Origin of the sequence: Actinomadura sp. BRA 177 (genome assembly GCF_013372625.1) — a bacterium.
Lineage (GTDB): Bacteria > Actinomycetota > Actinomycetes > Streptosporangiales > Streptosporangiaceae > Spirillospora.
Window position 1 is genome coordinate 1 of sequence record NZ_JABXFD010000352.1, and the last position, 5,397, is coordinate 5,397.

The following is a 5,397-nucleotide window of genomic DNA, read 5'->3' on the forward strand; positions in this document are numbered from 1 at the left end:
GATCCGGCGGCGATGCCGGCGAGCGGCAGCCCGCCGCCGCCGTGACTTCGAGACGTGCGGGATGACGGGGCTGCACGCGCAGGCCGCCCGCGAGCAGCGCCGCCTCGGCGTGCGGGTGCCGGCCGCCGGGACGACCGCCAAGAGCGGCAAGGGCAGGAAGGACCTGCCGTTCGCGCTGTCGCCGCGCGAGCACGAGATCGCGCTGCTGGTCGCCGAGGGCCTCGGCAACCAGCAGATCGCCGAACGGCTGTACCTCAGCGTCCGGACGGTCGAGACCCACCTGTCCCGCGTCTTCGCCAAGATCGGCGTGTCCTCGCGGGTCGGCGTCGCGACCGCGATGAACCGTCCCGAGTAGATCCGACTCTTAGATCACGTACGTCCCGTACGTGCCGCGGGCCCGTCCGCGCACGTAAGTACGGGTTCTCCACGATGCCGCGCCGATATCCGTGTTTGGCAAGGTTGGGGCGTCAGGAAGCGGAGGAGATGGACATGGATCAGCAGCGGATCGCGCGCTTCACGCACGCGGGCGTCGCCGACGCCGAGGTGTCCGTGCACCCCTTCGCGACCGCCGACGGGCTCGGCCTGAACCTGACCCGGTTCCGCCGCCCCGGCGCCGACCGCGGCGAGGACGCCGTCCTGCTGGTGCACGGCCTGACGACGTCCAGCGACATGTACATCATGCCGGAGCACACCAACCTGGTGAACTACCTGCACGACGCCGGGTTCGGCGACGTGTGGGCGGCCGACCTCCGGATCAGCGGCCGGTTCCCCTACAACGCCGAGACGCAGCGCCACACCCTCGACGCCCTCGCGCTCTGGGACCACCCGGCCGCGCTCGCCGAGCTGCGCCGGCACATCGGGGACCGGCGCCTGCACGTGATCACCCACTGCGTGGGCTCGATCTCGTTCTCGATGGCGCTGTTCGCCGGCACCGTCACCGGCGTCACCAGCCTCGTCTGCAACAGCGTCTCGCTCACCCCGCGGACCCCCGCCTGGTCGAGGATCAAGCTCGGCTACGGGCCCGCGCTGATGGAGTACGTCGTCGGGCCCTGCCACCTGGACCCGCGCTACGGGACCGCTCCAGTGCTGACGCGCGGCTGGATGCTCGCCAAGGCGGTCGCCCCGTTCCACCGCGAGTGCGACCAGCCCGCCTGCCACATGCTCAGCTTCATGTGGGGCGGCGGCAAACCGATCTACACGCACGAGAAGATGTCGCCGGTCACGCACGGCCGGCTGCCCGACCTGTTCGGGGCCTGCAACGTCAACTACTACCGGCACCTCCACAAGATGGTGAAGGCCGGCCGCGCGGTGAAGTACGACCGGCGCGACCCCCGCTTCGCCGAGCTGCCGGACGACTACCTGTCGCGCGCCGACGAGGTCACGACACCGATCCTGTTCCTCACCGGAGACCGCAACCACGTGTTCACCGACTCCAACATCGTCTGCCACCGCACGCTCGACGAGGCCACACCCGGCCTGCACGAGCTGGCGATCCTCCCCGGCTACGGCCACCAGGACCCGTTCATGGGCGCCGCCGCCGATACCGAGGTCTTCCCGCAGGTCGTCGACTTCCTGAAGCGGAAGGCGGGCTGATGGGAACCGAGCATGCGGACGCGGTCGTCGTGGGCTCCGGGTTCGGCGGGTCCGTCGCCGCGTACCGGCTGGCGGAGGCCGGCGAGTCGGTCGTCCTGCTGGAGCGCGGGCAGCCGTACCCGCCCGGCAGCTTCCCCCGCTCGCCGTCCGAGATGGGACGCGCGTTCTGGGACCCGGCCGAGGGCCTGTACGGGATGTTCGACGTCTGGAGCTTCAAGGGCTGCGACTCGGTCGTGTCGTCCGGGCTCGGCGGCGGGTCGCTGATCTACGCGAACGTGCTGCTGCGCAAGGACGAGCACTGGTTCGTCAACGACCGCCCGGACGGCGGCCACGACCCGTGGCCGATCACCCGCGCCGACCTCGACCCGCACTACGACGCGGTCGAGAAGATGCTGGGCGCGACCCCGTACCCGCTGGAGCAGGTGCCGTTCGACGACACCCCGAAGTCGCACGCGATGCAGGACGCGGCCGCCGAGCTCGGCCTGCAGATCTCGCTGCCGCCGCTCGCGGTCAGCTTCGCGTCCCGTCCCGGCGGCACGCCCGGCCTGAGCCTGCCGATCGCGGACGCCGGCTACGGCAACGTCCACGGCGCCGCGCGGCGGACGTGCAAGCTGTGCGGCGAGTGCGACATCGGCTGCAACGAGGGCGCCAAGAACAGCCTCGACCACACCTACCTGTCGGCGGCGGCGCACCACGGCGCCGACATCCGCACCTCCCGCGAGGTGAAGGCGATCCGGCCGCGGGACGGCGGCGGATACGAGGTCGACTACGTCCACCACGCCGATCTGACGGCGAAGAAGGGCCGCCCGGCCGTCCAGACGATCACCTGCGACCGGCTGATCCTCGGCGCCGGCACCTACGGCAGCACGTTCCTGCTGCTGAAGTCGCGGGACGCGTTCCCGGGCCTGTCGGACGCGCTCGGCACCCGGTTCAGCGGCAACGGCGACCTGCTGACGTTCCTGCTGCGCGCCAAGGACCGCAACCGGGTCCGGCCGCTGAACGCCAGCCGCGGGCCGGTGATCACCACCGCGATCCGGCTGCCGGACGAGCTGGACGGCGTGCCCGGCGCGGGCCGCGGCGCCTACATCCAGGACGGCGGCTACCCCGGCTTCACCGACTGGATCGTCGACAGCCTCGACGTCGGCAACGACTTCGAGCGGGCCGTGAAGTTCCTGTGGAACCGGTTCACCGAGTTCTTCAAGGAGGCGCCCGACACGAACCTGTCCAAGGAGATCTCCGACCTGATCGGCGACGGCGCCCTCACCGTCAGCTCGCTGCCGCTGCTCGGCATGGGCCGCGACACCCCCGACGGGCGGCTGCACCTGAAGGGCGGCCGGCTCGCCGCCGACTGGGACGCCGGAACCAGCGAGGCGCTGTTCAACCGCGTCCGCAAGACGATGCAGGGGATCGCGGACGTGCTCGGCGCCGACTACCACGACAACCCGATGTGGTTCCGCAAGCGCATCATCACCGTCCACCCGCTGGGCGGCGCCCCGATGGGCGCCCACCCGGGCGAGGGCGTCTGCGACGCCTTCGGCGAGGTGTTCGGGTTCCCGGGCTTCTACATCGCCGACGGGGCGGCGATGCCGGGGCCGGTGGGCCCGAACCCCTCGCTCACCATCGCCGCGCAGGCCGACCGGCTTGCCACGCGGCTGCTGGAGGACGGGGCCGCCCAACGGCGTGCGGCCCGGTCCACCACCGCCCCGTCTGCCACGGGGGCCGAGCCGGCCGGGGGAGCCGGCTCGCTTGACGGGGCGGGGAACGGCTCGGCGTACGGTTCGGATTCGGGGGACCGCGGCGGGACACGGGGACCGTCCACCGCGGTCGCGGGCCGTACGTCGCTGTCGTTCACCGAGGAGATGAAGGGGTTCGTCACCTACGGGGAGGACGACGCCCGGATCGGCGAGCTGGCGGAGGGGCGCCGGCCACTGTCGTTCCGGCTGACCATCACCGCCGACGACACCGACCGCTTCCTCGCAGATCCCGACCACGAGGCGAAGGCCGAGGGGTGGATCGACGCGGGCGGGCACGGGGGCCGCTGCCCGGTCGAGCGGGGCACGTTCAACCTGTTCGTCGCGGACGGCGGCGACGACCGGCGGCTGATGAAGTACCGGCTGTTCTACACCGACGGCGAGGACCGGCGGCGGACGCTGAGCGGGCACAAGAACGTCCTGCACGGGCCGCCGACGCGGATCTGGCCGGACACGTCCACGCTCTACGTGCGGCTGCTGGACGGCCACGTCGGCGAGGACGAGGAGGACGGCGCGGACATCGTCGCGGCGGGGGTGCTGCACATCCAGCTGACGGACTTCGCCCGGCAGCTGACGACGTTCCGCACGTCCGGCCCGGACGGGGCGGGCAAGCTCCTCGACTTCGGCCGGTTCTTCGCCGGGGAGCTGTGGGAGGTGTACGGCCCGGATCCCGGCTGACCGGGGTCCACTAGGGGGGCCAGGTTCGTGCAGGCCGAGGGAACTGCGGGGTGCTCTCGGCCTGCACCTTTCTCGCCGGAGGCCGCGCGGGGGGTCGCGCGGTCTCCGGCCCGGTTCCCGGAGCGGAGCGCCAGCGGAGCGGAGGGAGCCGGGCCGGACTGCACTTCCCGGGGGGTGTGGGGGGGTCGCCCCCCCACAGGAGACAGGGCCCTATATGTCCCCGGCGCGGCGGGCGGGGCAGTCGGGCGGGCAGCGCTCCACGTGGGCGGGCAGCCACTTGACGAACGCCTTCAGCATCAGCCCGAGCGCGAACCGCAGCAGCGGGCGGGTGCCGGGGATGAGCGGCTCGAACACCGCCTCCCAGCGGATGGCGGTGCCTGAGTCGCGGGCCTCCAGGAACACGTCCGAGCGGTAGCGGCGCACGGGCAGCCCCGCCAGCGCGATGTACCCGAAGTGCGAGTACGGCTCGTAGGCGACGGTCTGCTCGCTGGCGGGCCAGATCTTCTTGACCGTCCCGACGCCGTAGGCGGTCGTGTCGCCCTTGCGCACCTGCTTGGCGGGCGTGGGGAACTTCCCCCACGCCCCCCACGCCTCCGGGACGGCCAGGTGCCGGAACACCTCTTCGGGCGTGGCGCTGGTGGTGGCGGTGGCCTGGATCATCCCCGAACGGTAGCCACCCCCGCCCCACCCCCACAAGCCCGCTATTGACGCACCGTCAACGCGCGAAGCCGTAGAGGCGGTCTACGTGGAGGCGGACGACGAGGCGGCCGTCCTCGACCATGGCGCGGCGGTAGTCGTCCCAGTCGGGGTGCTCCTCGCCGCGGATGGCGCGGTACACCTCGATCAGCTCCTCGACGGCCGCGTCGTGCGGGTCGGCGGCGACGGCGGACAGTTCGGCATTCCCCTCGGCGACGGCGTAGGACCAGCCGTCCGGCGAGCTGACGTGCAGGCTGGCGCGCGGGTCGCGGGCCAGGTTGCGGGCCTTGGCGCGGCTCGCGGTGATCGAGATGCGGACGAGCCGGCGGTCCGCGTCGAAGTGGTAGTTGATATTGGACAGCTGCGGCCGCCCGTCCCGCTTCAGCGTGGCCAGCACCCCGAGGTCCCGGTCCTGCACCAGCTTCACCAGCGCCGCGTCGTCCGCCATCGTCCGCCTCCAGGAAGAGATCACCTTTCCCCACGACAACCACGGGATGCCGTGTTTCCTTCCCCTATCGCGCCGCGGCGGCCGGGAGGGTGAGGACCCGGGCGGGCGGCCCGGAGTCCGGGCCGCCCGCCCGGGTCCCTGGCCCTTATACCCATCTCCCAGCCCACGAGACGGACCCCCATCCCGTATGCCGTCTTGCGCGTGACAAAAAAACACTCCAGAGTACAAACC

General features: G+C 72.0%; 5 protein-coding genes. 3 read left to right on the forward strand and 2 right to left on the reverse strand.

What is annotated here, in order from left to right:
* From HUX53_RS19230 to HUX53_RS19240, 3 genes are all read left to right on the forward strand, one after another.
* A partial coding sequence (locus HUX53_RS19230; protein ID WP_176404597.1) for a response regulator transcription factor occupies positions 1-355 on the forward strand: 355 nt, incomplete at its 5' end.
* A 134-nt stretch (positions 356-489) separates the two neighbouring features.
* The gene (locus HUX53_RS19235; RefSeq protein WP_176404598.1) at positions 490-1,593 is read left to right on the forward strand and encodes an alpha/beta fold hydrolase; all 1,104 of its coding nucleotides are present in this window, start codon (positions 490-492) and stop codon (positions 1,591-1,593) included.
* Positions 1,593-4,022 (forward strand): GMC oxidoreductase, encoded by a 2,430-nt coding sequence (locus HUX53_RS19240; RefSeq protein WP_176404599.1) that lies wholly within the window; start codon positions 1,593-1,595, stop codon positions 4,020-4,022. The genes HUX53_RS19235 and HUX53_RS19240 overlap by 1 nt, the downstream gene beginning before the upstream one ends.
* Before the next feature lie 210 nt (positions 4,023-4,232).
* Here HUX53_RS19240 and HUX53_RS19245 read toward each other — a convergent pair whose 3' ends face one another.
* Positions 4,233-4,682 (reverse strand): SRPBCC family protein, encoded by a 450-nt coding sequence (locus tag HUX53_RS19245; RefSeq protein WP_176404600.1) that lies wholly within the window; start codon positions 4,680-4,682, stop codon positions 4,233-4,235.
* Positions 4,683-4,737: 55 nt separating this feature from the next.
* Positions 4,738-5,166 carry a PPOX class F420-dependent oxidoreductase gene (locus tag HUX53_RS19250; RefSeq protein WP_176404601.1) on the reverse strand — a complete coding sequence of 143 codons (429 nt, stop codon included), beginning with the start codon at positions 5,164-5,166 and terminating at the stop codon, positions 4,738-4,740.
* Positions 5,167-5,397: the final 231 nt, after the last annotated feature.

What these genes read in the sequence shown, in the direction of transcription:
- HUX53_RS19235 (WP_176404598.1), top strand. Translation starts at nt 490, where the DNA reads ATGGATCAGCAGCGGATCGCGCGCTTCACGCACGCGGGCGTCGCCGAC.
- HUX53_RS19240 (WP_176404599.1), top strand. Translation starts at nt 1,593, where the DNA reads ATGGGAACCGAGCATGCGGACGCGGTCGTCGTGGGCTCCGGGTTCGGC.
- HUX53_RS19245 (WP_176404600.1), bottom strand. Translation starts at nt 4,682, where the DNA reads ATGATCCAGGCCACCGCCACCACCAGCGCCACGCCCGAAGAGGTGTTC.
- HUX53_RS19250 (WP_176404601.1), bottom strand. Translation starts at nt 5,166, where the DNA reads ATGGCGGACGACGCGGCGCTGGTGAAGCTGGTGCAGGACCGGGACCTC.